A 23,718-nucleotide genomic window follows, 5' to 3' on the forward strand; every position below is an offset into this window, starting at 1 on the left:
TTCCGCCGCTCGACGCGCCGCCCAGCGGTGTGTCGGGCGGCGGAACTCGCAAGAAGTCGGCCCGAGGACGTGACGAGGCCCCCGCCGGATGGTCCGGCGGGGGCCTCGTCGTCGCGGGTGCGGGGCGTCAGACGACGACCTCGCCCTGCGGGGTGTCGAACGTGACGGCCATGAGCCCGGGGGTGCCGTGCGGCGCCACGAAGGAGAACTCGATAACCGACGAGGTGTAGTCGGCGGGCAGGCCGAGCCAGTCGCGGACGCGGTCGGGGTCACCGGCGATCGTCAGCGACTCGATGGTCACCTCGGTGTCGGCGTCCTCGGAGGGGTGCGGCGTGCCCTCCTCCCACGTGATGAAGAAGGGGAGCTGGGGGTCGGCCTGCAGACCCTTGACCCCGAGCTGGCGCCAGCGCAGCTCGACCCCGTCGGGGCGGTGCCGGTTGCCGTTGACGGCCTCGCGGCCGAGGCGCTGCTCCTGCTCGGCGATGTCGTCGACGCGGACGACCCAGCCCAGCCAGCCACCGCCGGCCTGGGAGCGCGCCCGGACGACCTGCCCGAAGGGCGCCTTGTCGCTGGCGGGGTGGTCGAGGACCTCGACGACCTCGACGTACCGCTCGTGGGCGAGCGGCAGGATGACGTTGCGCGTCCCGAAGCGCGGGTGGACTCCCCCGTCGACCGGCTCGACGCCGATCAGCTTCGCGAGACGCTCGGCCGTCGCGTGCACGCCATCGTGCTCGGCCGCGTAGACGACGTGGTCAACTCGCATGCCGTTCATGGTCGCACACGCGCGGGGGTGCTCTTGACCGGGGTCGGAGGGTACCGGCTCAGACGTCCCACCGGCCACAGCAGCCCCATCGCGTCGCATGACCACCGCCGGGGACGCCCGGGCCGCGGCGGCTCAGAAGCCACCGCGCCGCCGGGAGCCCGACGGTGTCCGCCGACGCCGCCAGCGGGCCAGCCGGGGCAGCACCTCCTCGTACCGCGCCGGGGCGAGGACGGCGCCGAGGGGATGCCCGTCGGGCAGGTCGGACGCGGCGAGCCGGGGGTACGCCTCGTAGAGGTCGACCCCGGTGAGGTACTGGTAGGCGTCGGGCGCCGCGGCCGCGAGCTCGTGCGCGAGGCGGACCTCGTCGCGGTCCGCCGGCAGGTACCCCGCAAGGGCGTCGGGCTCCGCGAGGACCTCGTCCACGACCTCAAGACCGTGGAAGAGCAGGTGCACGCGCAGGTCCGCGAAGAGGTCGTCGCCCATCGGGCCGATGGCGAAGTCGCCGGCGCACCACAGCGGGTGGACGAACATCCGCCGGTGCTGGCGCCCGCACTCGCGCTGGAAGGCGACGACCTCGTCGGGGCCCCGCGCGCAGAGGGTGTCGAAGAGCTCGACCGCCATCCGGTCGACGTCACCGCCACCTCGCGCGCGCACGCCGTCGACGATCTCGCACATCCGGTCCCGGTCCATGTCGGTCCACCTTCCAGAGGAGTCCCCGCCCTGCCGACCCTAGGTTCGCGGGTCTGCCCGGGTCACGACCCGACGGCGACGTCGGGCCGTTCCGCCGTCGCGGCGTCGGCCGAACGGCGACTCAGCCCTGGCGCTGACGCACCGCTTCGTAGAGCACGACCGCGGCGGAGACACCCGCGTTGAGCGAGTTGACCGTCCCCGCCATCGGGATGCGCACGCGCGCGTCGGCGGCCGCGAGCGCCGCGTCGGTCAGGCCCGTCTTCTCGGTGCCGACGGCCACGGCGACCCCGCCGGTCAGGTCGCACTCGGTGTGGAGCATCTCCGTGTCGGGAGTCGTCGCGACGAGCCGGATGCCCCGGTCGGCGAGCCAGGCGAGCACCTCGGGCAGCGGGGCGGAGGCGACCGGCACGGAGAAGACCGTGCCCTTGCTCGCGCGCACGACGTTGGGGTTGCCCCAGTCGGTGACGGGGTCGGCCGCGACGACCGCCGCGACCCCGGCGGCGTCGGCGCTGCGCAGGACCGAGCCGAGGTTGCCCGGCTTCTCGAGGCCCTCGAGGACGACGACCAGCGGGTCCTCGGGCAGGTCGAGGGCCCGCAGCGGCGTGCCGGCGACCGGGACGACGGCGATGAAGCCGTCGGGCCCCTCGCGGTAGGCGACCTTCTCGAAGGCCGCGCGCCCGCAGCGGATCGTGCTCGCCCCGAGGTCGCGGACCCGCTCGACGAGCGCCAGCTGCGCGTCGGCGTCGAGCATCAGCTCGGGGCAGTACAGGAGCGTGCGCGGCCGCACGCCGGCGTCGACGGCGAGCAGCAGCTCGTCGTAGCCGTCGACGACGGTCAGCCCCTCGGCCTCGCGGGCCCGGCGGCGCCGGAGCGCGGCGACGGCCTTGAGGCGCGGGTTGGTCGCGGAGGTGACGTGGAGCTCGGCCATGGCGCGCCCAGCATCCCACGCGCCGGCGGGGCCCGCGCCCACCGCGGCCCGCCCCGGGTGCGGTAGACATGCCGGATGACCAGCACCGACGAGGCGGCCCCGTCCCGCACGCGCACCCGCCGCCTCGGGCGGGCCGCCCTCTACGCGCTGGTCACCGGGCTCGTGCTCTTCGGGGTCGGGTTCCTCGTCCGCAGCCGCTGGGACCCGCTGATCAGCCTCGACGACGACGTCATCACGCGGCTGACCGACGTCACCCGGGCCCACCCCGGGCTGCGCGAGGCATTCATCGTGTGGCAGGCCGTGAGCCAGCCCGTCAACCTCCACGTCGTCGGCACCCTCGTCTGCCTCTGGGTCTGGCTGCGCAAGGGAATGCGGACGCGGGCCTGGTGGGCGTTCGCGACGCTCATGCTGTCGTGGTTCGTCGGTCTCGTCGCCAAGTACGTCTTCCAGCGCGCCCGGCCCGTCGTCGAGGACCCGGTCTCCGAGGCGCCGGGGTACTCCTTCCCGTCGGGGCACGCCGTCAACTCGGCGGCGTGGGTGGCGGTCCTGCTCATCCTGCTGTGGCCGCTCCTGCGGACCCGGGCCTCCCGCACGGTCGCCGTCGTCCTCGGCGCGGCCGTCGTCGTCGTGACGGCGCTGGACCGGATGTTCCTCGGCGTGCACTACCCGAGCGACGTGACCGTCGGCGTCCTCACCGGGACCGGCCTCGTCCTCGCCTCGTACGCGGGCTACACCGGCTGGAACCCGCGCGACCCCGACGACGCCCGCGACCCCGACACGACGCGCCACCCGGCCGACACCGACGTCGCCTCCGACCGTTCCGCCTCTCGCCAGGAGCCCTGATGTCCTTCCTCACCCGCTGGGACGACGACACGTCCCGCCCCACGTTCGGCTCGGCCCTGCGCGACGCGGCCGTCCGCGCCGTCCTCCCCGGCGTCGGCGTCTTCGCCGTCATCGTCGCCATCGGGCTGGTCATCATGGGCCCGCTGCGCGGCTTCGAGGGCGAGAACGCGGTGAGCCGCTGGTTCCAGGACCGCCGCACCCCCGTCGGCGAGAGCATCACCAACGTCATGTCGATGATCGGCAACACCGAGTACGTCATCGCCGTCGCCGTGCTCGTGGCGCTCGTCGTGCTGTGGCGCACCCGGCAGTGGTGGTTCGCCGTCGTCCCGCTGCTCGCGATCTCGCTGCAGGCGACGATCTTCGTCATCGCGACGGCCGTCGTCGGGCGCCCCCGCCCCACGGTCGAGCGCCTCGACCCGACGCCGCCGACGTCGAGCTACCCCAGCGGGCACGTCGGCGCGTCGACCGCGCTGTACGTCTCGTTCGTCCTCATGGCCACCCGCATCCCGAACCTCGCCGTGCGCCGGGCGGTCATCGCCGTGTGCGTCCTCGTGCCGCTCGCGGTGTCGTTCGCGCGCCTCTACCGGGGCGCGCACCACGTGACCGACATCGTCGTCGGGCTGGCCAACGGGATCGTGTGCGCCGCGCTCGCGTGGGGCTACCTGCGTCGCGACACCGGGACGTCGGCGGACGGGTCGCGCGACCGGCAGGCTCAGAGCCGCGCGTAGCGCGCGCGGGCAAAGGAGTAGACGCCGTACGCGGCGATGCCGAGCGCGACGACGGTGAGGACCACCGGCCCACCGGCCATGTCCTTGAGCGACTTGAGCGCCCCGTCGAGGCCCTGCGCCTTGTCGGCGTCGTGCTGCACCGCGGCGACGAGGAAGAACACGCCGACGACGACGAGCGCGACGCCCTTCGCGACGTAGCCCGCGCGGCCGGCCTGGACCGCCCAGTCCCCGGGGTGCTCGGTGAGGTCGCCGAGGAACTTCTTCTTCCAGCCCTTGTAGACGTGGTACCCGGCGATGCCGAGGACGACGAGACCGAGCGCCCCGACGAGGACCTGGCCGGCGGGGCTGCCCATGAGCACCTGGGTGGCGTCCTCGGTGTCCTTCTCGCTCGAGCCGTTCGACCCGAGCGCGACGACCTTGAACGCCGTCCAGGCGAAGAACAGGTACATGACGCCCTTGGCGGCGAGCTTGAGCCGGTCGGTCACCTCGCCGTGGCTGATGGCGCCCTCGGTGAGGTTCCAGAGCCCCAGGAGGGCGAAGCCGACGACGGCGACCCAGAGGAGGAACGGTCCGGTCGTGGAGCCGGCGACCGTCGAGAGGGCCCCGGACTGGTCCGCGCTCTGCGAGCCGGAGCTGCCGATGCCCCAGGCGATCTTGACGGCCAGGTAGGCGATGACGAGGTGCAGCACCCCGAGGACGGCGTACCCCACCCGTGCGCCCCACTCGACGACAGGACTCTCGTTGGCCTCACGGGTGACACGGGAGACGTCGGCGCTGCTCATGGCAGGCCACCCTGCCACTCCCGGGGAGCCGGCGTCGAGATCCGCCCCCTCGGATGTCAGCGGAGCGAGTCGAGGACCGCCACGAGCCCGTGCTCGTCGACGTGGCCGGTGACCTCGTCGGCCGCCTCCTTGACCTCGTCGGGCGCGTTGTCCATCGCGACCCCGCGGGCCGCCCAGCGCAGCATCTCGAGGTCGTTGCGCTGGTCGCCGACGGCCACGGTGGCGCCGGGCTCGACGCCGAGGCGACGCCGGACCACCTCGAGCGCGGCGGCCTTGGAGACGCCCTCCGGCGTGATGTCGAGCCAGGCGCTCCAGCCGACGGCGTACTCGACGCCGTGCAGGCCGATGCGCTCGGTGCCCGCGAGGAACTCCTCGCTCGAGCTCTCGGGGTCGCGGATGGTCAGGCGCGTCACCGGGTGGGCCATCAGCTCCTCGAAGGGGACGACCTGCGGCGTGCCGTCGAGCTCGCCGTCGGGGAACGGGGCGGAGACCTTGAAGCCGACGCCGAGCTCCTCGACCGCGACGAGCGCGCTCGGGAACTCCTCGCGCAGGACGCGCAGGGCGGGGGCGGGGTCGAAGGTCACCGCCTCGAGGACCTCGTAGCCGTCGGGGAGGGCGGGGTCGAGGCGCAGGGTGATGGCGCCGTTGGCACAGACGGCGTACCCGTCGACGAGGCCGAGCTGGTCGAGGACCGGCAGCGTGCCGAGGACGCCGCGGCCGGTGGCCATCGTCACGTGGTGGCCGGCGTCGAGGACGGCGCGCACCGCGCTGCGGACGGGGTCGTGGAGGCGGCCGTCGTGGTCGACCGTCGTGCCGTCGATGTCGAGGCACACGAGGTGTGGAGTTCTCATCGCCGCCCACGCTACCGACGTGGCGTGAACGGCGGGTGTCCGCGTCACGGACCGGCGACGACCCCGCACGTGCGGGCTTTCCGAGCCCGTCGCGCCATCCCGACAGCGATGACCCCGCACGTGCCGGCTTCCGAGCCCGGGGCCCTGTTCCGACCGCGATAACCCCGCACGTGCGGGCTTGGCGGGGCCGGCACCCGCTTCCGACCGCGATAATCCCGCAGGTGCCGGCTTCCCGAGCCCGGGCCCTGTTCCGACCGCGATAACTCCGCACGTGCGGGCTTGGCGAGGCCGGCGCCCGTTTCCGACCGCGACAACCCCGCACGTGCGGGCTTCTCCGTCAGGGGCGGGGGCGGCCGAGCTTCCAGTAGGCGCAGAAGAACACGTCGCGCCGGTCGGCGCCGTGGCGGACGAGGACGCGCCGGGCGCCGGCGGCGAGCGAGGCCTCGCCGCACGCCCATCCGTAGGCGACCGGGCCGGGTCGTCGGGTGAGCTCGGCGTCGAGGGCCGACAGCACGGCGCTCCCGGGCCGGCCCCGGCGCACGTGGACGCGGGCTTCGCCGAGGTCGTAGGCGTCGAGCACGCGCGGGTCGGCGACCTCGACGTGCACCTCGACCCCGTGGTCGCGGGCGTCGTCGGCGCCGCCCCACGCGTCGAGGATGGCCGCGACCGACGGCACCGCGGTCTCGTCGGCGACGAGCACCTGACGGCCGCCCGCCTCGAACCCGCGGTAGAGCGCCCCGCTCGCCCGGATGCCGACGGCGTCCCCGGGCCGCGCGCGCGAGACCCACGAGGAGCCGGGGCCGCTGTCGCCGTGCGTCACGACGTCGATGTCGACCCGTCCGCGGACGGGGTCGTGCTCGCGGATCGTGTACCAGCGCAGCGCGGGCCGCCAGGCGGGCGGCAGCGCGGCGACGGTGGCACGGACGTTGACCGGCTCGGGGTCGGGCAGGACGAGCGGCGCGCCGGGCGGCGGCATGAGCAGCCCGACGTACTCGTCCGGGCCGCACGGCACGAAGTCGCGCAGTCCCGCTGCCTCGCACACGAGCCGACGCATCCCGGCCCCGAGGTCGTGCACCTCCGCGACGGTCGCCGCGAACTGCGGGAAGTCGGCGCGAACGATGCCGGTCGAGGCGTCCGTGCGGCGCTCGCGGGCCACGGCGCTCACGACACCCTCCGGCGCGGCAGGACGACGGGCGTCCCGGTCTCCGGGTCCTCGATGACCCGCGCGGACACCCCGAACACGGTCTCGACGACCGCGGGGGTCACTACCTCGTGCGGCGTGCCCTCGGCGACGACCCGGCCGTCGCGCATCGCGACGAGGTGGTCGGCGTAGCGGGCGGCCATCGCGAGGTCGTGCAGCACCATGACGACGGTCGTCCCGTCGTCGTCGCACAGCCGGCGCACGAGGTCGAGGACGTCGAGCTGGTGGGCGATGTCGAGAAACGACGTCGGCTCGTCCAGAAGGAGGACGGGCGTCCGCTGCGCGAGGACCATCGCGAGCCAGACCCGCTGCCGCTGACCGCCGCTCAGGCTGTCGACGGGCACACCGGCGAGGTGCACGAGGTCGGTGCGTTCGAGCGCGTCGGCCACGGCGACCTCGTCGTCGCGGCCCCACGTGCGGAAGAGCCCGTGGTGGGGATGCCGCCCGCGCTCGACGAGCTCGAGGACGGTGACCCCCTCGGGGACGATCGGCTGCTGCGGCAGCAGCCCGAGCCGACGCGCGACCTCGCGTGTCGGCAGCGACCCGATCTCGTCGCCGTCGAGGAGCACCTGCCCGCCGCGCGGCCGCAGCAGGCGGCCGAGCCCCCGCAGGAGCGTCGACTTGCCGCAGCCGTTCGGTCCGACGACGGCCGTCGTGCGGCCGGTCGGCACCACGAGGGTCAAGCCGTCGACGACGACCCGGTCGTCGTAGGCCAGCCGCAGGTCGCGGGCGGCGAGGCGGGAGCCGGCCGGCGCCTCCGCCGGGTGCTGGGGCACGCGGGGTGCGGTCTCGGTCACGGTCATCGGCCCTCCTGGGACGTGGGACGGGAGTGGAGCATCCAGAGCAGGACCGGGGCACCGAGCAGGCCGGTGACCAGTCCCACCGGCAGCGCGGTGCCGGGGACGGCGTAGGCGGCGGCGTAATCGGCTGCGACGACGACGACGGCGCCGACGAGGGCGGCGACCCCGACCGACGGCCGACCGGGGACGAGCCGGCGGGCGATGGGGCCGCTGAGGAACCCGACGAACGCGACCGGCCCGACGACCGCCGTGGCCGCCGCGACGAGCCCGACGACGAGGACGGTGACGCCGACCCGCAGGCGCGCGACGCGCACCCCGAGGGCGGCGGCGAGGTCGTCGCCGAGGCCGAGCACCGGCAGCCGCCCGGTGGCGACGAGGAGCAGGGGCAGGAGCACGGCGTCGACGGCGAGCAGGCGCAGGATGTCGGCCCACGTGACGGTGTTGAGGCTGCCGCTGAGCCAGACCAGGGCGTCCTGCGCCTGGTAGATGCTGGCGCGCACGAGCAGCCAGTGCACGAGCGCCGACAGGCCCGCCGCGAGGGCGACGCCGACGAGGACCATCCGGCCGGTGGCCCCGCCACGCCCCCCGGCCTGGGACAGGATGAGCAGCGCCGCGAGGACCGACCCGGCGAGGGCCGCGAGCGTGACGGGCGTACCGCGCACCCCGAAGGCGACGACGACGAGCACCGCGCCCGCGCTGGCACCGAGGGTGATGCCGAGGACGTCCGGGCTGGCCAGCGGGTTGCGCAGCATCGTCTGGAACGCGGCGCCGGCGGACCCGAAGGCCGCGCCGGCGAGGACCGCCATGAGGGCGCGGGGCAGCGTGGACTCGAGGAGGACGAAGGACGCCCCGGGGATCGGCTCGCCGCCGATGATGCGGACGGCGTCGACGAACGACACACGGTAGTCGCCGAGCAGGGCCCGGACGAGGACGAGCGCGACGACGAGCAGGAGGAGGACGCCGACGACGAGACGACGGCGACGCCGGGGGCCGCGACGGGCCCGGGCCAGGGCGCCGGCGGTCGCGGCGGGGTCACGGACCTCGTTCTCGCGCAGAGCGGTCGACATCAGAGCCCCCTGACGCGGCGGACGACGAGAACGAGGACGGGCGCGCCGAGCACCGCGCAGACGATGCCGACCTGGACCTCCGACGGCGGGGCCACCAGGCGCCCCACGACGTCGGCGAGGACGACGAAGGTCGGGCCGAGCAGGGCCGAGACGAGGAGCACGCGCCGGTGCCCGACCCCGACGAGGACGCGGACCAGGTGGGGCACGACGAGCCCGACGAAGGCGATCGGCCCGGCGAGGGCCGTGGCGGTGGCGGCGAGCAGCACCGCGCCGGCCGCGGCGAGCCCGCGGTGCAGCACGACGTTCTGGCCGAGACCGCGGGCGAGGTCGTCGCCGAGCGCCACGGCGTCGAGGGTCGGCCCGGAGGTCAGGGCGAGCACGGCACCGACGAGGAGGAACGGCAGGACGTCGAGCACCTGGCCGGCGTCCCGGCCGGCGACCGAGCCGACCTGCCAGAACCGGAAGCTGTCGAGCGAGCCGCGGTCGGTGACGAGCACGGCGCCGATGAGGCTTTGCGCCAAGGCCATCACCGCCGCACCGGCGAGCGCCATCGAGACCGGTGCGCCGGCCCGCGGCGCCATGAGGGTGAGCGACTGCACGAGCACGGCGACGACGAGGGTGCCGACGATCGCGGCGACGACGTAGCCGCCGACGGAGTCGAGGCCGAGGAAGCGGATGCCGAGGACGACCGCCAGCGCGGCCCCGGAGTTGAGGCCGAGGATGCCCGGTTCGGCGATCGGGTTGCGGCTCAGGCCCTGGAGGACGACGCCCGAGAGCGCGACGGCCGCACCGACGACGAGGCCGATGACGGTGCGGGAGACGCGCGAGTCGACGATCGCGGCCGTCTCGGGGTCGGCACCACCCCCGGTCAGCGCCTCGAGGACGGCACCGGGCGCGAGGTGCTGCACCCCGAGGAGGAGCGAGGCCGCGACCGCCGCGAGGACGACGAGCGCCGACCCCGCCAGGGCCCACGGGAGCGCGACGCGTGCCGACCCGCCCCGCGACCCCCCTGCGGGGGCGGGCCGGGTCGGCGGCGCGGCGGTGGTGGTCACGCGGACGGCTCGCCCTTGACCGCGGAGACGAGCTTGGGCAGGAAGTCCTCGACGGCCGTGCGGACCGACAGCGGGCTGGGCAGCGACATCGAGAGGGCGACCTCGTTGTCGGCGCTCGCCACGTAGTGGCCGTCCTCGAGCGCCGGGATGCGGCCGATGAGCGCGTTCTTGCGCAGCTCATCGGCGCCGGCGCCCTGCTCGGCGTAGAAGACGACGACGTCGGCCTGCAGGCTCGACGCCTTCTCGGCGCTGAGGTTGGCGGTGAACGCGGAGGGGTCCTTCGCGCTGAGCTCGGCGACCGTCGGGGAGTCGGCGAACCCGAACTCGCGCAGCATCTGCGGGCGCAGGTCGGAGGTCGTGTAGAGGCCGATCGTGCTGAGGTCGGTGGGCGTGAACCAGGCCCAGGCGGCGGTCTTGCCCTTGATCTCGGGGTTGGCGGCGACGGCGTCGGCGATGGTCTTCTCGGTGCTCGCGGTCAGCGCGGCCGCCTCCGACGGCTTGCCGACCGCCTGACCGATCGCCGCCACCTGGTCCTGCCACGGCGTCCCCCACGCCTTCTCGGTCCACGGCACGGTCGGGGCGATCTTGGAGAGCTTGTCGTAGTCCTCCTGCGTCACACCGGAGCTGAGGCCGAGGATGAGGTCCGGGGTGGTGGCCGCGATGTCGTCGAACGGGAGGCCGGCGGAGTCGTCGTAGCGGGTCATCCCGGAGGTGTCGGCGCCGATCTCCTCGACCTGCTCGTCGAACCAGTCGGTCGAGCCGGCGTCGTTGCCTCCCCACGTGATCTTCGGGGCGCCGACCGGGACGATGCCGAGGGCGGCGAGGGTGTCGGCGTCGGCCCACCCGACGGTCGCGATGCGGGTCGGGGCCTTCGTCACCGTCGTCGAGCCGTAGGCGTGCTCGATCGTCACGGGGAAGGCGGCCGCGTCGGCGGTGGCGGCGGTCGACGCGCTCGGGGCCGAGGCCCCGGTCGGGCCGGTCGAGCAGGCGGCGAGGACGAGGGCGGCTGCGGCGAGGGGGGCGGCGGTGAGCAGCCGGCGACGCGAGGGCACGATGGACTCCAGTCGGGTGAGGCTTGCCTTACTTAGGTGAGCCTCACCTTAGCGGCCGGCGCTGTGCCGCCGTCAACCTCCCCCGCCATCGGGACCGCGCATGCGCCCCTCCCCGGCAGTGACCCCGTCGAGTGAACAGAACACGCCGTGCGCGGCGGACCACGGACGGCGGGGTCTGGTGACGCGACGGGGGGGGGGGCGACGCGGGGGCCACCCAGGCCTGCTTCATCGAGAGCTTGCCGCTCGTCTGGAGCAACGCCCGTCGGTAGAGGCGCTCGGCCACCCGGAGGACGAGCACCGCCGTGGCCACGAGCACGGCGAGGGCGACGACGGCCTCCCACCACTGCGCCGTCCCCTCGAGGACGCGCGTCGGCATGAGCACGGCCGAGAACGGCGGCACGTACGAGGCGACGACCTTCGCCGTCCCGTCGAGGAAGAGCGACCCGAAGAACACCGCCATGACGAGCATGGTCAGCGGGGTCGCGGTGCTCTGGACCTCCTCGGTCCGCGAGGCGAGCGCCCCGGCGACGGCCCACAGCGCGGCGAGGGCGACGAAGCCGGCGACGAAGAACACGAGGAACCAGACGACCGGCCCGCTGACCGCCGTCACGAGCGACGCGTACGGCGTGAGCGACAGCCCGACGAGCCCGACCCCGGCGTAGAGGAGCATCTGGGCGATGGCGAGCACGCTGTTGCCGACGATCTTGCCGATGAGCAGCTGCCGCACCGGGATCGAGGTCGCGATGATCTCGACGATGCGCGACTGCTTCTCCTCGACGACGCTGTTGGCCAGCGTGATGCCGAAGGTCAGCGTCGCGATGTAGAAGAGGAAGGCGAACGCGAAGGCCACGCCCTGCGCGAGGCCGGCCTTCTCGGCGTCGCCGGTGAGCAGCGAGGTCGTCACCCGGCTGCCGGCCTCGAGCCGCTCGACGCTCGTCCCGAGCTCGCCGGCCTGCTGCTCGAGCGTCGCCTGCCGGACCACTTCCTGCGTGACCCGCGTCAGGCCGTCCTGCGACTCGGTGTCGGAGGTCAGCACCCACCCGCCGCCGACGCGGTGCAGCCACGCGTCGGCGTCACCGGACGTCACGAGCGCGCGGGCGGCGGCGTCGTCGGCCACGGGGTCGACGCTCACCTCCACGCCGTCGTCGATGCCGGTCGCGGACGACGCGAGCCGGTCGGCCATCGCCCGGTCGGCGCTCGTCGCGGCGACCGTGTAGGTGCTCGTGCGCTCGGCGCTCCAGGCCTGCCAGCCCATGAACGCGGCGATGAGCACGAGGGTCACGACGGTGCCGATGACGAACGCGCGGTCGGTCAGCTTGACGACGACCTCGCGGCGGGCGACGAGCGTCCACGCCGCGCGGCCGGCGACCGGCTCGTCGGTGACGGAGGTCTGGGGGGGCGTCAGCGTCGTGGTCATCAGGCGGCCACCTCTCGGTAGATGTCGGCCAGGGCCGGTCGGACGGGGGCGAACTCGTGGACGGCGCCGCGTCCCGCCGCCTCGCGCAGGACCGCCTGCTCGGCGCCCTCCTCGAGGACCTCGACGAGGGCGGTGCGTCCGTCGACGTCGACGACGTGGATGCCGCGCACCTCGCGCACCCAGCCGGCGTCACGGTCGAGGGTCAGGCGGTAGCGGACGGGACCGCGCGAGCGCAGCTCGTCGGCGCCGCCCGAGGCGACGACGCGCCCCCGCGAGAGGATGACGAGGCGGTCGCAGAGGCGCTCGACGAGGTCGAGCTGGTGGCTCGAGAACAGCACCGGCACACCGGTGCTCGCGTGCTCACGCAGCATGTCGGCCATCGAGTCGACGGCCGTCGGGTCGAGGCCGGAGAACGGCTCGTCGAGGATGAGCGCCGTCGGCCGGTGCAGCAGTGCGGCGACGACCTGCACCTTCTGCTGGTTGCCGAGGCTCAGCTCCTGGAGCCGGTCGCCCGCACGGCCGTCCAGCCCGAACCGCTCGAGGTGCTCCTGCGCCGCACTGCGCGCCGCCGCCGCCTCCATCCCCTTGAGCTGGGCGAGGTAGACGAGCTGGTCGAGGACGCGCTGCTTCGGGTAGAGGCCGCGCTCCTCCGGCATGTAGCCGAAGCGCCGCTGGTCCTGCGCGGTCACCGGTCGGCCGCGCCAGCGCACCTCCCCCCCGTCGATGCCGAGGACGCCCATGACCATCCGCATGGTCGTCGTCTTGCCCGCCCCGTTGCCGCCGACGAAGCCGGTGAGGATGCCGTCGCGGACGTCGAAGCTAACGCCGTCGACGGCGGTCGTGTCACCGAAGCGCCGGGTGAGTCCCTTGATCTCCAACATGCCTCCGACGCTAGGCGCCCGCGGCCGTCGGCGGATCCCCCCGTGGGTGGGTTCAGCCCTCCGCCGGGGTGATGAGGCCGGCCTCGTGCGCGAGGACGACGGCCTGCACGCGGTCGCGCAGCTGGAGCTTGGCGAGGCAGTTCGACACGTGCGTCTTGACCGTCGCCTCCCCGAGGAAGAGCGTGCGCGCGATCTCGCCGTTCGACAGGCCGCGCCCGACGAGGACGAGCACCTCGCGCTCGCGCTCGGTCAGCCGGTCCAGGCCGGGCGGGTCGGGGCGGCGCGGGGCCGGGCGCTCGCTCGTCATCCGCTCGATGACCCGGCGCGTCACCTCCGGCGCGAGGATGCCCGAGCCGGAGCCGACGACGCGGACGGCCTCGACGAGCTGCTCCGGTTCGGCGTTCTTGAGGAGGAAGCCGCTGGCCCCGGCGTCGAGCGCGTCGAAGAGGTAGTCGTCGCGGTCGAAGGTCGTGAGGACGACGACCCGGCCGAGGTCCTCGGCGACGATCCGCCGTGTCGCCTCGATGCCGTCGAGCACGGGCATCTGCACGTCCATGAGGACGACGTCGGGCCGGGTCTCGCGGGCGACGACGACGGCCTCGGCCCCGTTCGCGGCCTGGCCGACCACCTCGAGGTCGTCCTCGACCGAGAGCATCATCGTGAAGCCCGAGCGGACCATCGCGTGGTCGTCGACGAGGAGCACCCGCAGCGGTGCGGCAGCCGCGGTCGCGCCGCTCTCGCCGGTCACTGCTCCACCACCTCGGCGTCGGGCAGGCCGTCCGGGCTGTCGGGGACGCCGGGCGCGGCCTCGCGCCACGGGTAGCGGGCCCGGACCCGGTAGCCGCCGGTCGGTCGGGGTCCGATCTCGACGGTGCCGCGGTGCGAGGCCGTCCGCTCGCGGATGCCGAGCTGCCCGAGGCCGCTGCCGGAGGTGCCGGCGCGCGGGCGGCCGTCGTCGACGACCTCGACCTCGGCGAACCCGGCGACGTCGTCGAGCCGGACGACGACCGAGACGCGGGTGGCCGTCGAGTGCTTCTCGACGTTGGTCAGCGCCTCCTGCACCGTGCGGTGGATGGAGTGGGCCAGCGGCGTGCCGAGCCGGGACGCGGCCCCGGGCCGGGCCTCGACGACGTCGAGCGCCACCCGGCGACCCGGTGTCGTGCAGGCCGCGACGAGGTCGGGCAGCTGGGCGAGGCCCGGCTGGGGCGCACGCCCGGGTCCGGCGTCGTCCGACGTGGTGCTCGGCCGCTCGACCTCGCGCAGGGTGCCGAGGAGGCCGCGCATCGACGTCACCGCCTCCCGCGAGGACCCCTCGATGCCGGCGAGCGCCGTCCGCGTCGCCTCCGGGTCGCGGTCCATGACCCGCCGGGCGGCCGCGGCCTGGATGCCGATGACCGACACGTGGTGGGCGACGACGTCGTGCAGCTCGCGCGCGATGCGCAGCCGCTCCTCGGTGACGGCGCGCTGGCGCAGCGCCTCGGTCTGGGCCGTGATGGTCGCCGCCTGCCGCTCGAGCACCGCGCGGTCGCGCGCCGAGCGCCACTGCAGCTGGCCGATGACGACCGCCCCGCCGAAGTACACGACGTTGATGACGAGGGTGAGCAGGACCGCCGCGGGGATCTGCCCGAGGACCCCGTAGCGCTCGCCCGCAGTGGTCTCGTCGACGTAGTCCTGCGCCGCGTTGCCGAGGGCGAACTGGAGCGCGATCCACGTGAACATCACGACGACGATGACCCCGACGACGACGAGCATCCAGCGGCGGTCGCGCGCCCACGCCACCCCCGACATGAGGGCGACGAAGTAGATGACCTGCATCGTGAACTGGCCCATGACCATCGGCATCGTCACGCCGACGACGATCATGTGGACGGCGGCGAGCGCGGCGACGGTGACCGGCCACCGGCGCCGGCCGACGAGCAGCCCGGCGCCGGTGGCGACGGCGAGCCACTGCACCCACCACGGGGCGCCGGTCTCGCGGAGCACGCCGACGCTGCGGACGAGCTCGAGCGCGACGAGGCCGAAGACCCCGATGGCGACCGCCCAGACGACGTCGGCGCGGCCGACCGGCGGTCGCGGCCGCTGCCAGGTCTCGTCGGCCCCGAACCACCCGGCGACGCGGGCGAGGACGGGTCGCGCGGGCTGCGCGGGGCGCACGGGGCTGGGCATGGCGACCAGCCTAGGTCGGGACCGCCGCGCGCGGCCTCCCCCGCGAGGCGGAGCCGTCCCCGGCCCACCGGACTAGGGTGCGACGGTGGCCACCGCCGAGGAGATCGCCTCCTTCCCCGACGACACCCCGCCCCCCGGCGCCTCCCCGTGGGTCGCCGGCGGACCCTCCCCGATGGTCGCCGTGGTCGACGCGGACCCGGCGTGGCCGACCTGGTTCGAGCGCCTCGACGGGCTCGTCCGCGACGCCCTCGGGCCCCGGGTCCTGCAGCTGGACCACATCGGCTCGACGTCGGTCCCCGGCCTGCCCGCCAAGCCCGTCATCGACCTCGACCTCGTCGTCGCGGACCCCGACGACGAGGACCACTACGTGCCCGCGCTCGAGGCAGTGGGCTTCGTCCTCTGGGTGCGCGAGCCGTGGTGGGACGGCCACCGCCTGCTGCGGCACGCGGACCCGGCGGCCAACCTCCACGTGTTCGGGCCCGACAGCGCCGGTCCGTGGCGCGACCGCGTCTTCCGCGACTGGCTGCGCACGCACGACGACGACCGCGACCGCTACGCCGCCGCCAAGCGCGAGGCGTCCGACGCCGCGGTCGGGGCCGGCGAGCACGCGATGCAGTACAACGCCCGCAAGCAGGAGGTGTTGCGCGACATCGCGCGCCGGGCCTTCGCCGCCGCCGGGCTGCCCGTGCGCTGACGCCGGTGCCGCCGTCGGCGGGACCCCGGCCGCTAGCGTGTCGATTCCGCCGGCCCCCGCTCGTCATCGGGACGTGGGGCGGCTCGACGGCGGGCCGCCGTGACGGAAGGACGAGTGATGGCCGAGTACCTCCTGTACTTCAACCAGCAGTGGGTCGGGGAGCACCCCGCCGAGTGGTTCGCGTCGAGGGCGCCCCTCGCGCTGGCCGTCGTCGACGAGATGCGCGCCGCCGGCGTCTACGTCTTCGCCGGCGGCCTCGAGGAGGACGCCCCGGTCTACTCCGTGGACCCGACAATCGGCGACGAGGTGGTCGTCACCGACGGCCCGTACGTCGAGACGCAGGAGTTCCTCGGCGGGTTCGCGGTCGTCGACGTGCCCGACGACGCGGCCGCCCGGGAGTGGGGCGCCCGCATCTCCGCGGCCTGCGGCTGGCCGCACGAGATCCGGCGGTTCGGCAGGAACCCGGACCTCCCGACCTGACCGGCCGGGGTGGCCGGGGCGGGGCGGGTCAGCGGACGGGCGTCAGGACGTCGAGGCCGACGACCGGCCGCAGCGCCTCGGGGACGACGACCGACCCGTCGGCCTGCTGGTGGTTCTCGAGGATGGCGACGAGCCAGCGCGTCGTGGCGAGCGTGCCGTTGAGCGTGGCCGCCACCTCGTTGCCCGCCTCGCCCTTGAAGCGGGTGTTGAGCCGCCGCGCCTGGAAGGTCGTGCAGTTCGAGGTCGAGGTCAGCTCGCGGTAGCGGCCCTGCGTGGGCACCCATCCCTCGCAGTCGAACTTGCGCGCGGCCGGCCCGCCGAGGTCGCCCGCGGCGGTGTCGATGACCCGGTAGGGCACCTCGACGAGCGCGAGCATCTCCTTCTCGAGGGCGAGCAGGCGCTCGTGCTCGGCGGCGGCGTCCTCGGGACGGCAGTAGACGAACATCTCGATCTTGTTGAACTGGTGCACGCGGATGATGCCGCGGGTGTCCTTGCCGTACGAGCCGGCCTCGCGGCGGTAGCACGTCGACTGGCCGGCGTAGCGGACCGGGCCGGCCGAGAGGTCGACGACCTCGTCGGCGTGGAAGCCCGCGAGCGCGACCTCCGAGGTTCCGGTCAGGTAGAGGTCGTCGGCCTCGAGCCGGTAGACCTCGTCGGCGTGGTGGTCGAGGAAGCCGGCGCCGGCCATCACCTCGGGCTTGACGAGCGTCGGGGTGATGAGGGGGACGAATCCGAGGCCGATCGCCTTCTGCATCGCGAGGTGCAGCAGACCCATCTCGAGCCGGGCGCCGACGCCCTTGAGGAAGTAGAAGCGCGAGCCGGCGACCTTGGCGCCGCGCTCCATGTCGAGCGCGTCGAGGCCCTCGGCGAGCGCGAGGTGGTCCTTCGGCTCGAAGCCCTCGGCCGCGAAGTCGCGCGGGGTCCCGACCTCCTCGAGCACGACGTAGTCGTCCTCGCCGCCGGCCGGCACCTCGGGCTCGACGACGTTGCCCATCGTGCGCATGAGCGCGTCGAGCTCGGTCTGGGCGTCGTCGGCCGCGGCCGAGAGCGCCTTGACCTCGGCGGCGATCTCCTTGGTGCGGGCCAGGAGCGCCTGCTTCTCGTCGCCCTGGGCGCGGGCGACGTCCTTGCCCATCGACTTCTGCTCGGCGCGCAGCCGTTCGTAGGCGGTGAGCGAGGAACGGCGGCGCTCGTCGGCGGCGAGCACGGCGTCGACGACGCCGTCGTCCTCACCGCGGGCGCGCTGGCTCGCGCGCACCGTGTCGGGGTCCTCCCGGAGCAGCCTGATGTCGATCACGCGGCGAGTCTAACGACGCGGTCGGGGCCGCCTCCTCCGTGTTTCCCGGTACCGGCCGCGCCCGGCTCAGTCGGGGCGGCCGGTGACGAGCAGGCCGGTGCCGAGGCCGACCATCATGAGCCCGCCGACGCCACCGACCCGCTCCATCCGGCGCGGGGACGAGGCGAACCACTCGCGGAACCGCGAGGCGGCGAGCGCCACCGCGCCGTCTCCCGCCAGGGCGACGACCGCGAACACCGCCCCGAGGACGAGGAGCTGGAGCGCGACCGGCCCCGTGCGGTCGACGAACTGCGGCAGCAGCGCCATGAAGAACACGAGCGACTTGGGGTTGGTCACGCCGACGACGTAGCCGGCCCGGACCGCGTGCGAGGCCGGCGCGGCCGGCAGCCCGGAGGACAGCGCCGTCGCGAGGTCGCGGCGGTGGCGGACCGACTGGACACCGAGGTACACGAGGTAGCCGGCACCGACGAGCTTGAGCCCGGTGTAGACGGCCGCGCTCGAGGCGACGAGGGGACCGAGGCCGACGGCGATCGCGACGATCTGGGTGAGGATGCCGCCCGCGTTCCCCAGCACGGTGAGCAGCGCGGCCCGGCGCCCCGCCGAGAGGGCGCGGCCGATGGTGAAGAGCACCGACGGCCCCGGGATCGCGACGATGACGACCGAGGCGAGGGCGAAGGCGAGGACGGTGGCGGCGGACGGCACGCGCCCAGTGTGGCGCTGCCGGTCGACGGACGCACCCGTGTTCCGCGACGACGGGCGGTCAGCAGCGGCGTCCCCCGACGACCCGCACGAAGGCGTCGAGCAGTGCCCGCGCGGCCGCCTCGGACGCGGGCTCGGCGGCGCGGGCGGCGACCCGCAGCGCGTCGAGGTCGAACCCCTCGGCCGCGACCCGGCCGGCGTCCCAGCGCTCGAGGCGCTCGGCCGAGGCCTCCGGGTGGAACTGCACGCCCCACGCGGCCGCGCCGACCCGGAAGGCCTGGTGCGGGCAGGTGTCGGAGGAGGCGAGGTGCACGGCCGCCTCGGGCAGCGTCGTCACCTCGTCCCGGTGGTTCTGGATCGCCGGGAACGCGTCCGGGAGGCCGCCGAGCAGCGCGTCACCGGTGGCCTCGGGCGTGCGCCGGACGACGACCGACCCCCGCTCGGTGCGCCCCGAGTCGGCGGTGACCCGGCCGCCGGCGACGAGCGCGAGGAGCTGGGCGCCGAGGCAGATGCCGAGCAGCGGCGTGCCGTCGTCGAGGCACGCCTGCGCGAGCCGGCGCTCGGCCGGCAGCCAGGGGGCGCGCTCGTCGGCGTCCGGCATGAAGCCGCCGCCGAGCAGCAGCACGCCGTCGAGACCCTCCGTCGTCGCCGGCACGGACGGGCCGTCGACGACCCGCAGCCGCACCCCGGCCTCCTCGAGCCACGCCCCGAAGCGCCCGGGGCCGCTGTCGGGGTCGTTGACGACGACGAGGACGAGCGGGCCGTCACGGACCTCAGGCGGCACGGGCCATCCCGTCCGGTCCGCCCGGCCCGCGGGGGCTCCCCCCGGCCTCGGTGGCCGCCTCGTCGCGCCGGCGCTCCAGCCAGCGCATGGCGGGGGTGGCGAGGACGCCGTGGACGACGACCGAGAGGGCCACGGTGAACCCGACGGCCGACCACAGCCAGCGCTCCTCGGTGAAGCGCGCGTGGCCGAGGGCGAAGGCAAGGTAGTAGAGGGAGCCGATGCCCCGGACGCCGAAGAAGCCGATGACGAGTCGCTCCGGCACGCTGAGGCACGCGGTGCGGGTGCCCTTGCGGTGGCCGAGGAAGGACACGTAGCCGGCGACCGGCCGGATGACGAAGACGAGGAGCAGCCCGACGAGGACGCCCCGCCAGTCGAGGTTGGCGAGCAGCCCGGTCGTGATGGCGAAGCCGAGCCCGAGCAGCATGACGAGGGTCAGCAGGGTCTCCAGCCGCTCGACGACGTCGTGCATGTGCCGGTGGTACTGGTCGTGACGCTCGAAGGAGCGGATGGTCATCGCGCACGCGAACACCGCGAGGAAGCCGTAGCCGTGCGCGAACTCGGCCGCGCCGTAGGCGAGCAGGAGGGCCGAGAGGGCGAGGAGCGGCTCGCCGACCTCGGCCAGCCGCAGCGAGCGCCGCGACGCCCGGAAGGCCAGGCGGGCCAGCACCCAGCCGACGAGGCAGCCGACCGCGACGCCGACGACGACCTTCCCCACGAGCTCCCAGCCGACCCAGCGCAGCACGCCGCCGGCCGGGGCCGCGCCGGCGAGGAAGACCGCCGCCCAGACGAACGGGAACGCGAGGCCGTCGTTGAGGCCGGCCTCGCTCGTCAGCGCGAACCGCACCTCGTCGTCCTCGTCGAGGTCGTCGTCGTCCCCCTCGAGGGTGGGCCCCTCGACCTGGACGTCCGAGGCGAGGACGGGGTCGGTCGGCGCCAGCGCCGCCCCGAGCAGCAGGGCCGCGGGGAACGCCACCCCGAGCGGACCGAAGGCCAGGAGGGCGACCGCGCCGATGGTCAGCGGCATCGCGATGCCGAGCAGCCGCCAGGTCGGCTCCCAGGAGGCCCAGGACGCGCGCAGCCGCGGCCGCAGCGGGCGGTCGAGGGCGAGGCCGACACCCATGAGCGCGACGAGCACGGTGAACTCGGCGAGGTGCTCGATCCACGGGCGCAGCGCGACGGGGTCGATGACGACGTCGCCGGAGACCGCGGTCGTCCCCACGAGGAGCCCGACCGCCACGAGGACCATCGGGGCCGAGAGGGCCCAGCGGTGCAGGGCCTGCGGGAGGACGGCCGCGAGGAGGAGCGCCCCACCCAGCAGGACGTAGACGAGCTCGGGACTCACGGGAGGGCGACCCCGACGTCCACGAGGTGGTGCGCGAGGTCGTGCAGGCCGTAGCGGCCGAAGGACAGGGTCGTGAACCGGGCGCCGTCCGAGCGGGTGGCGGTGCGTGACCACGCGACGTCCTCGACGCCGGCGAACCGGTCGGCGAGGCCGGCGGCGGCCTCCCGCAGCTCCGCGGAGACGGGGGCCGGCTCCTGCTCGCCGTAGCGCTCGGCGACGGCAGTGGCGTCCTGGTCCCAGTTGTCGAACGTCGGGTCGTCCTGCGCGAGGATGGCCTCCAACCGCTGGTCGAAGAGGCGGCAGACGTCGCGCACGTGGCAGGCGTACTCGAGCGGCGACCACGTGGCCGGGTCCGGCCGGACGGCGGCGTCGGGACGCTCGAGCACCGACGCCCACGGGTCCGTGAAGGCGGTCACGAGCCGGGCGATGTCGTCGGAGGCGACGGCCCGCGGGTCGAAGCCGCAGTCGGGGCACGGGCGCTCGAGCACCCACGTCCAGTCCTTGGTGTCGGGCACCAGGGCGGCGTCGGCGTTCTCGGTCATCCCCGCAGACTACGGGCGTGCCGGGCCTCCTGTACCTTCCGGTGTGTGTCTGGCGAAGCGTGGACCTGGGTCGGCGTCGCGGTGGCGGTGCTCTTCGCCGTCGTCGGCGTCTACCTCGTGCTGTCCGCGCGCGAGCCGGGGCGGCACGTCGCGGCCCAGCGCCCCTCGCGTGACAGCTTCCGCGGGGTCGACGACGCCCCGCCGCCGCGCAAGCGGGTGGCCGTCGTCGTCAACCCGACGAAGTTCGACGACCTCGACGCCGTCCGCGCCACCCTCGCCCGCGTCTGCGAGGCGCAGGACTGGGCCCCGCCGGAGCTGCACGAGACGACCGTCCACGACGTCGGGTTCGGCCAGACCCGCGAGGCCCTCGACAGCGGCGTCGACCTCGTCTGCGCGCTGGGCGGCGACGGCACCGTCCGCGCCGTCGCCCAGGAGATGGTCGGCTCCGGCGTCCCGCTCGGGCTGCTGCCCGGCGGCACCGGCAACCTCCTGGCCCGCAACCTCGAGATGCCCGTCGACGACCTCGAGCGCGCGATGGTCGTTGCCCTCACCGGGCGCAACCGGCACGTCGACGCCGCCTGGCTGACCCTCGACCCCGAGGACCTCGAGCTGGAGGAGGGCGCCGGCGAGGGCTCGAGCGCCGGCGCGCAGCGGCACGCCTTCTTCGTCATGGCCGGGATGGGCCTCGACGCCGCGATCATGGACTCGACCTCCGAGCAGCTGAAGTCACGCATCGGCTGGGGCGCCTACGTCCCGGCGGGCCTGCGCCACATGCTCACCGAGCGCTTCAAGGTCACGCTGACCGTCGACGGCGGCCCGCCGGCCACGCAGCGCGCGCGGATGGTCGTCATCGGCAACTGCGGCAAGATCACCGGCGGCATCGACCTGCTCCCCGACGCCGAGCCCGACGACGGCATGCTCGACGTCATCGTCCTCGCGCCCCGCGGGGTGGCCGCGTGGGCGTCGGTCGCGGCGCGCGTCATCACCCGTAGCGACCGGACCAACGCCAACCTCGCGCGGCACAAGTGCCAGACGGCGACCGTGCAGGTCGACGAGCCGCAGCGGGTCCAGGTCGACGGCGACATCATCGGCGAGGCGAGCCGCCTCTCGGTCGAGGTGCAGCCGCGTGTGCTCGTCGTCCGCACCGAGAACGGGCGGCCGGCCGGCGCCTGACCCGAGGTCGCCGGCGCCGGCCGCGCCGGCCGGCGCTCAGCCCTTCGTGTGCTCGCGCCAGGTGCGCTCGAACGGCAGCCGCCACGTGAACGGCGCGATGAGCTGGTGGATCTGGTTCGGGCCCCACGTCCCCTGCGCGTACGGGTGCACCGGCGGCGGGTTGTCGAGGATCGGCTGGCTGATCTCCCAGAGCCGCTCGATGCCGGTCGCCGACGTGAAGAGGGTCCGGTCGCCGCGGGCCGCGTCGTAGATGAGCCGCTCGTACGCCTCGAGCACCGCCCCGGCCCAGCTCGTCTCCTGCATCGAGAACTGCATGGAGAGCTTGTCGAGCCGGAAGCCCGGCCCGGGGCGCTTGCCGTAGAAGGACAGGGACATCCGGGACCGGTCCGCGAGGTCGAAGGTCAGGTGGTCCGGCCCCTGGTCGCCGACGCCCGAGCCCTTCGGGAACATCGACTGCGGCGGCTCCTTGAAGGCGATGGAGATGATGCGCGCGCCCTCGGCCATCCGCTTGCCGGTGCGCAGGTAGAACGGGACGCCGGCCCAGCGCCAGTTGTCGACGTAGCACTTGAGCGCGACGAAGGTCTCGGTGTCGGAGTCCGCCGCCACCCCGGGCTCCTGGTGGTAGCCGGTGTACTGCCCGCGCACGACGTCGGACGGCATGATCGGCTGCATCGAGCGGAAGACCTTGTTCTTCTCGCGGCTGATGGCCAGCGGCTCCAGCGCCGTCGGCGGCTCCATCGCGGTGAAGGCGAGGATCTGGAAGAGGTGCGTGACGACCATGTCGCGGTAGGCACCCGTCGCCTCGTAGAAGTCGGCGCGCTGGCTGAGGCCGAGCGTCTCGGGGACGTCGATCTGGATGTGGGAGATGTTGTTCCGGTGCCAGATGGGCTCGAAGAGGCCGTTGGCGAAACGGAACGCGAGGATGTTCTGCGCCGGCTCCTTGCCGAGGAAGTGGTCGATCCGGAAGATCTGGTCCTCGTCGAACACCTCGTGCAGCTGGGCGTTGAGCGCGACGGCGCTCGCGTGGTCGTGGCCGAACGGCTTCTCCATGACGACGCGGCTGCGCTCGACGAGCCGGGCGTCGGCGATGGTCTGCACGGCCGCGAGCGCCGCCTTGGGCGGGACCGCGAGGTAGTGCAGCCGCAGCTCGACCTCGCCGGGCAGCTCCTTCTCGGCCCGCCCGACCGCATCGGCGAGCGCGTCCGGTCCGGCCGACAGCGGGACGTAGTCGAGCCGCTGGACGAACTCGCGCCAGTCGGCCTCGTCGATCTCGCGGGTGCTGTGCTCGCGGATCGCGGTGTGGGCGAAGTCGCGGAACTCCTCCGGCGTCTTGTCGTCGAGCGAGGTCCCGACGACGCGCAGGTCGTCGAGCAGGCGCGACTGGAAGAGGTGCAGCAGCCCGGGGATGAGCTTGCGCTGCGCGAGGTCCCCGGTGGCGCCGAAGAGGATGACGGTCGTGGGCGCGGTCATGGTCCCACCCTGTCGC

The 23,718-nt window shown here is 74.4% G+C and carries 25 protein-coding genes; 5 read left to right on the forward strand and 20 right to left on the reverse strand.

What is annotated here, in order from left to right; genetic code table 11:
* Nucleotides 1-127 precede the first annotated feature (127 nt).
* The 3 genes from KMZ30_RS07780 to KMZ30_RS07790 form a co-directional block, all read right to left on the reverse strand.
* Nucleotides 128-763, reverse strand: coding sequence for a VOC family protein (locus KMZ30_RS07780; RefSeq protein ID WP_030527091.1), 636 nt, complete (start codon nt 761-763; stop codon nt 128-130).
* A 132-nt stretch (nt 764-895) separates the two neighbouring features.
* Nucleotides 896-1,453 (reverse strand): DUF4240 domain-containing protein, encoded by a 558-nt coding sequence (locus KMZ30_RS07785; RefSeq protein ID WP_215511881.1) that lies wholly within the window; start codon nt 1,451-1,453, stop codon nt 896-898.
* Nucleotides 1,454-1,574: 121 nt separating this feature from the next.
* A complete protein-coding gene (locus tag KMZ30_RS07790; RefSeq protein ID WP_215511880.1) occupies nt 1,575-2,381 on the reverse strand; it encodes a TrmH family RNA methyltransferase in 807 nt (268 codons plus the stop codon).
* A 75-nt stretch (nt 2,382-2,456) separates the two neighbouring features.
* On the opposite strand from KMZ30_RS07790, the gene KMZ30_RS07795 reads away from it, so the two are divergent.
* Complete coding sequence (locus KMZ30_RS07795) at nt 2,457-3,224, forward strand: phosphatase PAP2 family protein (protein ID WP_215511879.1); 768 nt, start codon at nt 2,457-2,459, stop codon at nt 3,222-3,224.
* Nucleotides 3,224-3,952, forward strand: coding sequence for a phosphatase PAP2 family protein (locus tag KMZ30_RS07800; RefSeq protein WP_215511878.1), 729 nt, complete (start codon nt 3,224-3,226; stop codon nt 3,950-3,952). Before KMZ30_RS07795 ends, KMZ30_RS07800 begins: the two co-directional genes overlap by 1 nt.
* Here KMZ30_RS07800 and KMZ30_RS07805 read toward each other — a convergent pair.
* From KMZ30_RS07805 to KMZ30_RS07855, 11 genes are all read right to left on the reverse strand, one after another.
* On the reverse strand, nt 3,937-4,734 hold the full coding sequence (locus KMZ30_RS07805; protein ID WP_215511877.1) for a DUF1206 domain-containing protein: 798 nt from the start codon (nt 4,732-4,734) through the stop codon (nt 3,937-3,939). The two genes, KMZ30_RS07800 and KMZ30_RS07805, sit on opposite strands and share 16 nt — an antisense overlap.
* A gap of 56 nt (nt 4,735-4,790) precedes the next feature.
* A complete protein-coding gene (locus tag KMZ30_RS07810) occupies nt 4,791-5,585 on the reverse strand; it encodes an HAD family hydrolase (RefSeq protein WP_215511876.1) in 795 nt (264 codons plus the stop codon).
* Between the two features lie 337 nt (nt 5,586-5,922).
* Complete coding sequence (locus KMZ30_RS07815) at nt 5,923-6,750, reverse strand: siderophore-interacting protein (RefSeq protein WP_215511875.1); 828 nt, start codon at nt 6,748-6,750, stop codon at nt 5,923-5,925.
* Complete coding sequence (locus KMZ30_RS07820; protein WP_215519989.1) at nt 6,747-7,589, reverse strand: ABC transporter ATP-binding protein; 843 nt, start codon at nt 7,587-7,589, stop codon at nt 6,747-6,749. Before KMZ30_RS07820 ends, KMZ30_RS07815 begins: the two co-directional genes overlap by 4 nt.
* Complete coding sequence (locus KMZ30_RS07825; RefSeq protein ID WP_215511873.1) at nt 7,586-8,653, reverse strand: FecCD family ABC transporter permease; 1,068 nt, start codon at nt 8,651-8,653, stop codon at nt 7,586-7,588. Before KMZ30_RS07825 ends, KMZ30_RS07820 begins: the two co-directional genes overlap by 4 nt.
* Nucleotides 8,653-9,705 (reverse strand): FecCD family ABC transporter permease, encoded by a 1,053-nt coding sequence (locus tag KMZ30_RS07830; protein ID WP_215511872.1) that lies wholly within the window; start codon nt 9,703-9,705, stop codon nt 8,653-8,655. Before KMZ30_RS07830 ends, KMZ30_RS07825 begins: the two co-directional genes overlap by 1 nt.
* Entirely contained in the window at nt 9,702-10,757 is a 1,056-nt protein-coding gene (locus KMZ30_RS07835) for an iron-siderophore ABC transporter substrate-binding protein (RefSeq protein ID WP_215511871.1), read from the reverse strand. The genes KMZ30_RS07830 and KMZ30_RS07835 overlap by 4 nt, the downstream gene beginning before the upstream one ends.
* A 43-nt stretch (nt 10,758-10,800) precedes the next feature.
* The gene (locus tag KMZ30_RS07840; protein WP_215519990.1) at nt 10,801-12,174 is read right to left on the reverse strand and encodes an ABC transporter permease; all 1,374 of its coding nucleotides are present in this window, start codon (nt 12,172-12,174) and stop codon (nt 10,801-10,803) included.
* Nucleotides 12,174-13,055 carry an ABC transporter ATP-binding protein gene (locus tag KMZ30_RS07845; protein ID WP_215519991.1) on the reverse strand — a complete coding sequence of 294 codons (882 nt, stop codon included), beginning with the start codon at nt 13,053-13,055 and terminating at the stop codon, nt 12,174-12,176. Before KMZ30_RS07845 ends, KMZ30_RS07840 begins: the two co-directional genes overlap by 1 nt.
* Nucleotides 13,056-13,107: 52 nt before the next feature.
* Nucleotides 13,108-13,803 carry a response regulator gene (locus KMZ30_RS07850; RefSeq protein WP_308279606.1) on the reverse strand — a complete coding sequence of 232 codons (696 nt, stop codon included), beginning with the start codon at nt 13,801-13,803 and terminating at the stop codon, nt 13,108-13,110.
* A complete protein-coding gene (locus KMZ30_RS07855) occupies nt 13,800-15,221 on the reverse strand; it encodes a sensor histidine kinase (RefSeq protein WP_215511868.1) in 1,422 nt (473 codons plus the stop codon). The genes KMZ30_RS07850 and KMZ30_RS07855 overlap by 4 nt, the downstream gene beginning before the upstream one ends.
* Before the next feature lie 85 nt (nt 15,222-15,306).
* Here KMZ30_RS07855 and KMZ30_RS07860 point away from each other — a divergent pair, with 85 nt between their 5' ends.
* Together KMZ30_RS07860 and KMZ30_RS07865 are read left to right on the forward strand one after the other, a co-directional pair.
* The gene (locus tag KMZ30_RS07860; protein WP_308279604.1) at nt 15,307-15,915 is read left to right on the forward strand and encodes a GrpB family protein; all 609 of its coding nucleotides are present in this window, start codon (nt 15,307-15,309) and stop codon (nt 15,913-15,915) included.
* Between the two features lie 117 nt (nt 15,916-16,032).
* Nucleotides 16,033-16,395, forward strand: coding sequence for a YciI family protein (locus tag KMZ30_RS07865; protein WP_215511867.1), 363 nt, complete (start codon nt 16,033-16,035; stop codon nt 16,393-16,395).
* A gap of 28 nt (nt 16,396-16,423) precedes the next feature.
* Here KMZ30_RS07865 and serS read toward each other — a convergent pair whose 3' ends face one another.
* The 5 genes from serS to KMZ30_RS07890 form a co-directional block, all read right to left on the reverse strand.
* Complete coding sequence (gene serS, locus KMZ30_RS07870) at nt 16,424-17,692, reverse strand: serine--tRNA ligase (protein WP_215511866.1); 1,269 nt, start codon at nt 17,690-17,692, stop codon at nt 16,424-16,426.
* Nucleotides 17,693-17,758: 66 nt separating this feature from the next.
* Nucleotides 17,759-18,394 (reverse strand): LysE family translocator, encoded by a 636-nt coding sequence (locus KMZ30_RS07875; protein WP_215511865.1) that lies wholly within the window; start codon nt 18,392-18,394, stop codon nt 17,759-17,761.
* Between the two features lie 58 nt (nt 18,395-18,452).
* Nucleotides 18,453-19,175, reverse strand: coding sequence for a type 1 glutamine amidotransferase (locus tag KMZ30_RS07880; protein ID WP_215511864.1), 723 nt, complete (start codon nt 19,173-19,175; stop codon nt 18,453-18,455).
* Entirely contained in the window at nt 19,165-20,517 is a 1,353-nt protein-coding gene (locus KMZ30_RS07885; RefSeq protein ID WP_215511863.1) for a cation:proton antiporter domain-containing protein, read from the reverse strand. Before KMZ30_RS07885 ends, KMZ30_RS07880 begins: the two co-directional genes overlap by 11 nt.
* The gene (locus KMZ30_RS07890) at nt 20,514-21,059 is read right to left on the reverse strand and encodes a DinB family protein (RefSeq protein WP_215511862.1); all 546 of its coding nucleotides are present in this window, start codon (nt 21,057-21,059) and stop codon (nt 20,514-20,516) included. Before KMZ30_RS07890 ends, KMZ30_RS07885 begins: the two co-directional genes overlap by 4 nt.
* A 45-nt stretch (nt 21,060-21,104) precedes the next feature.
* On the opposite strand from KMZ30_RS07890, the gene KMZ30_RS07895 reads away from it, so the two are divergent.
* The gene (locus KMZ30_RS07895) at nt 21,105-22,232 is read left to right on the forward strand and encodes a diacylglycerol/lipid kinase family protein (RefSeq protein ID WP_215511861.1); all 1,128 of its coding nucleotides are present in this window, start codon (nt 21,105-21,107) and stop codon (nt 22,230-22,232) included.
* Between the two features lie 36 nt (nt 22,233-22,268).
* On the opposite strand, the gene zwf is transcribed toward KMZ30_RS07895, so the two are convergent.
* Complete coding sequence (gene zwf, locus KMZ30_RS07900; RefSeq protein WP_215511860.1) at nt 22,269-23,702, reverse strand: glucose-6-phosphate dehydrogenase; 1,434 nt, start codon at nt 23,700-23,702, stop codon at nt 22,269-22,271.
* Between the last annotated feature and the right edge of the window lie 16 nt (nt 23,703-23,718).

This window comes from Phycicoccus mangrovi (genome assembly GCF_018729305.1).
GTDB lineage: Bacteria > Actinomycetota > Actinomycetes > Actinomycetales > Dermatophilaceae > Phycicoccus > Phycicoccus jejuensis.

What these genes read in the sequence shown, in the direction of transcription:
- KMZ30_RS07825 (WP_215511873.1), bottom strand. Translation starts at nt 8,653, where the DNA reads ATGTCGACCGCTCTGCGCGAGAACGAGGTCCGTGACCCCGCCGCGACC.
- KMZ30_RS07795 (WP_215511879.1), top strand. Translation starts at nt 2,457, where the DNA reads ATGACCAGCACCGACGAGGCGGCCCCGTCCCGCACGCGCACCCGCCGC.
- KMZ30_RS07785 (WP_215511881.1), bottom strand. Translation starts at nt 1,453, where the DNA reads ATGGACCGGGACCGGATGTGCGAGATCGTCGACGGCGTGCGCGCGCGA.
- KMZ30_RS07865 (WP_215511867.1), top strand. Translation starts at nt 16,033, where the DNA reads ATGGCCGAGTACCTCCTGTACTTCAACCAGCAGTGGGTCGGGGAGCAC.
- KMZ30_RS07890 (WP_215511862.1), bottom strand. Translation starts at nt 21,059, where the DNA reads ATGACCGAGAACGCCGACGCCGCCCTGGTGCCCGACACCAAGGACTGG.
- KMZ30_RS07810 (WP_215511876.1), bottom strand. Translation starts at nt 5,585, where the DNA reads ATGAGAACTCCACACCTCGTGTGCCTCGACATCGACGGCACGACGGTC.
- KMZ30_RS07800 (WP_215511878.1), top strand. Translation starts at nt 3,224, where the DNA reads ATGTCCTTCCTCACCCGCTGGGACGACGACACGTCCCGCCCCACGTTC.
- KMZ30_RS07780 (WP_030527091.1), bottom strand. Translation starts at nt 763, where the DNA reads ATGCGAGTTGACCACGTCGTCTACGCGGCCGAGCACGATGGCGTGCAC.
- KMZ30_RS07845 (WP_215519991.1), bottom strand. Translation starts at nt 13,055, where the DNA reads ATGTTGGAGATCAAGGGACTCACCCGGCGCTTCGGTGACACGACCGCC.
- KMZ30_RS07840 (WP_215519990.1), bottom strand. Translation starts at nt 12,174, where the DNA reads ATGACCACGACGCTGACGCCCCCCCAGACCTCCGTCACCGACGAGCCG.
- KMZ30_RS07820 (WP_215519989.1), bottom strand. Translation starts at nt 7,589, where the DNA reads ATGACCGTGACCGAGACCGCACCCCGCGTGCCCCAGCACCCGGCGGAG.
- KMZ30_RS07805 (WP_215511877.1), bottom strand. Translation starts at nt 4,734, where the DNA reads ATGAGCAGCGCCGACGTCTCCCGTGTCACCCGTGAGGCCAACGAGAGT.
- zwf (WP_215511860.1), bottom strand. Translation starts at nt 23,702, where the DNA reads ATGACCGCGCCCACGACCGTCATCCTCTTCGGCGCCACCGGGGACCTC.
- KMZ30_RS07790 (WP_215511880.1), bottom strand. Translation starts at nt 2,381, where the DNA reads ATGGCCGAGCTCCACGTCACCTCCGCGACCAACCCGCGCCTCAAGGCC.
- KMZ30_RS07855 (WP_215511868.1), bottom strand. Translation starts at nt 15,221, where the DNA reads ATGCCCAGCCCCGTGCGCCCCGCGCAGCCCGCGCGACCCGTCCTCGCC.